Annotated in this window: 3 protein-coding genes; all 3 read left to right on the top strand. The window is 66.6% G+C overall.

Annotated features, from left to right (window positions below; genetic code table 11):
• Nucleotides 1-93: 93 nt before the first annotated feature.
• On the top strand, nt 94-714 hold the full coding sequence (locus AC1DY5_RS49350; protein ID WP_478121622.1) for a DUF502 domain-containing protein: 621 nt from the start codon (nt 94-96) through the stop codon (nt 712-714).
• 37 nt (nt 715-751) lie between these two features.
• A complete protein-coding gene (gene aspS / locus AC1DY5_RS49355) occupies nt 752-2,557 on the top strand; it encodes an aspartate--tRNA ligase (protein ID WP_478121623.1) in 1,806 nt (601 codons plus the stop codon).
• 85 nt (nt 2,558-2,642) lie between these two features.
• The coding region (nudB, locus tag AC1DY5_RS49360) for a dihydroneopterin triphosphate diphosphatase (RefSeq protein WP_478121624.1) at nt 2,643-3,046 on the top strand (404 nt) is incomplete at its 3' end.

Consider the following 3,046-nt stretch of genomic DNA (forward strand, 5'->3'; position numbering starts at 1 on the left):
GCCGCCGTTCCGGCCGCCGCTCCCGCCAGTGCCCCGGCACCCGCGGCGGCACCGGCACCGGCGCCTTCTTCGGGCAGCGACTGAGGTCCACGGATGCTCGCGCTGCGCAAATGGCTGCTCTCCGGCTTGCTCGTCATCGTGCCRCTGGTCATCACGCTCGGCGTGCTGAACTGGATCATCGGCACGCTCGACCAGACGCTGTGGCTGCTGCCCGAGTCGTGGCAGCAGTACCTGAACGAGCACAAGGTGCGCGGCCTCGGCGTGCTGCTGACGCTGGCCATCCTGCTGTCGGTCGGAGCCATCGCGAGCAACTTTGTCGGCAAGCGCCTGCTGGGCTGGGGCGATGCCGTGGTGCGCCGCATTCCCGTGGTGCGCTCGATCTATTCCAGCGTCAAGCAGGTCTCGGACACGCTGTTCTCCGAGAACGGCAACGCCTTCCGAACCGCGGTGCTGATCGAGTGGCCGCGCGCCGGGGCCTGGACCATCGCCTTCGTGACCGGCACGCCGGGCCATGAGGTGGTCGGCCACCTGGGCGGCGGCGACTATCTCGGTGTCTACGTGCCGACCACGCCCAACCCGACGGGCGGCTATTTCGTGATGCTCAAGCGCAGCGACTGCATCGAACTCAAGATGAGCGTGGATGACGCGCTCAAGTACATCGTGTCGATGGGGGTGGTCGTTCCCGGCGGCCCCGCGGCGATCGCGATCAAATAAAGACAAAGACGCGCCTTCGCGGCGCCGGAATCCATCTATGGCCATGCGTTCAAACTATTGCGGTCTCGTGACCGAAGCCCTCCTCGGACAAACCGTCACCCTGTGCGGCTGGGTCAACCGCCGGCGCGACCACGGCGGCGTGATCTTCATCGACCTGCGCGACCGCGAAGGCTATGTCCAGGTGGTTTGCGATCCGGATCGCGCCTCCACCTTCGCGGCCGCCGAAGGCCTGCGCAACGAGTTCTGCGTGCAGGTCACCGGCCTGGTGCGTGCGCGGCCCGAAGGCACGATCAACGACAACCTCAAGAGCGGCAAGATCGAGGTGCTGTGCCACGAGATGAAGGTGTTGAATCCGTCGGTGACGCCGCCGTTCCTGCTCGACGACGACAACCTCTCGGAAACCACCCGCCTCACGCACCGCGTGCTCGACCTGCGCCGTCCGGCCATGCAGCGCAACATGATGCTGCGCTACAAGGTCACGATGGAGGTCCGCAAGTTTCTCGACGCCAACGGCTTCATCGACATCGAGACGCCGATGCTGGGCAAGTCGACGCCCGAGGGCGCGCGCGACTACCTGGTGCCGAGCCGCGTGCACGACGGCAGCTTCTTCGCGCTGCCGCAGTCGCCGCAGCTCTTCAAGCAGCTGCTGATGGTGGCCGGCTACGACCGCTACTACCAGATCGTCAAGTGCTTCCGCGACGAGGACCTGCGCGCCGACCGCCAGCCCGAGTTCACGCAGATCGACATCGAGACCTCGTTCCTCTCGGAGGAGGAGATCCGCGAGATGTTCGAGGGCATGATCCGCAACGTGTTCCGGAATGCCGCCGGCATCGAGTTGCCGGTCTTCCCGACCATGAGCTACGCCGACGCGATGTTCAGGTACGGCTCCGACAAGCCCGACCTGCGCGTCAAGCTCGAGTTCACCGAGCTCACCGAGCTCATGAAGCGGGTCGAGTTCAAGGTGTTCTCCAACGCGGCCACCATGACCGGCGGCCGCGTCGTGGCGCTGCGCGTGCCGGGCGGCGGTGCCGAAGGCGGGCTGTCGCGCGGCGAGATCGACGCCTACCAGGAGTTCGTCAAGATCTACGGCGCCAAGGGCCTGGCCTACATCAAGGTCAACGACGCGCAGGTCGGCCGCGAAGGCCTGCAGAGCCCGATCGTGAAGAACCTCGACGACGGCACGCTGGCCGAAATCATCGCGCGCACGGGTGCACGCAACGGCGACATCCTGTTCTTCGGCGCCGACAAGGAAAAAATCGTCAACGACGCCATCGGCGCGCTGCGCGTGAAGATCGGCCACAGCGCCTTCGGCAAGAAGAACGGCCTGTTCGACGACCGCTGGGCACCGCTGTGGGTGGTCGACTTCCCGATGTTCGAATTCGACGAGGAAGGCCAGCGCTGGTCGGCCGTGCACCATCCGTTCACGGCGCCAAAGGACGGCCACGAGGACCTGATGGACACGGCGCCCGAGAAGTGCATCGCCAAGGCCTACGACATGGTGCTCAACGGCATCGAGATGGGCGGTGGCTCGGTGCGTATCCATCGCGAGGAAGTGCAGAGCAAGGTGTTCCGCGCGCTCAAGATCAGCGCCGAGGACGCGCAGCTCAAGTTCGGCTTCCTGCTCGACGCGCTGCAGTACGGTGCGCCGCCGCACGGCGGCATCGCGATCGGCCTCGACCGCCTGGTGATGCTCATGACCGGCGCCGAATCGATTCGCGACGTGATCGCCTTCCCGAAGACCCAGCGCGCCCAGGACTTGCTGACGCAGGCGCCGAGCCCGGTCGACGAGAAGCAGCTGCGCGAGCTGCACATCAAGCTGCGCAACGCGCCGCAGAACGCCTGAGGCAGCCGCAGGGCGCCTGCATGAGCGCCGCGCCGGGCCGCCCCAAGCAAGCTCGCACCGCAGTGCGAAGCACGAAGGTACTCCAGTGAGCGAGCGACCCTGGAAAATTCCCGAATCGGTGCTGGTCGTGATCCACACGACGGCGCTCGACGTGCTGTTGATCCGGCGGGTCGGTGCCGACGACCTCTGGCAGTCGGTCACCGGCAGCAGGGACAGCGAGGACGAAGCGCTGGCGCGCACCGCCGCCCGCGAAGTCGAGGAGGAGACGGGCATCCTCTGTGGCCCGGGCAGTGCGTTGGCTTCCGCACTGGTCGATTGGCAGCGCTGCAATGTCTTCGAGATCCTGCCGCGCTGGCGGGCGCGCTACGCGCCCGGCGTCACCCGCAATACCGAGCACGTGTTCGGTCTCCGAGTGCCTGAGCGGCTGGTGCCACGGCTCGATCCTTGCGAGCACACGGCCTGGCAGTGGTTGCCGTACCAGGATGCGGC

The organism is Variovorax sp. P4_D9 (genome assembly GCF_056401695.1).

Coding starts and splice junctions, on each gene's coding strand:
- aspS (WP_478121623.1), top strand. CDS start 752: ATGGCCATGCGTTCAAACTATTGCGGTCTCGTGACCGAAGCCCTCCTC.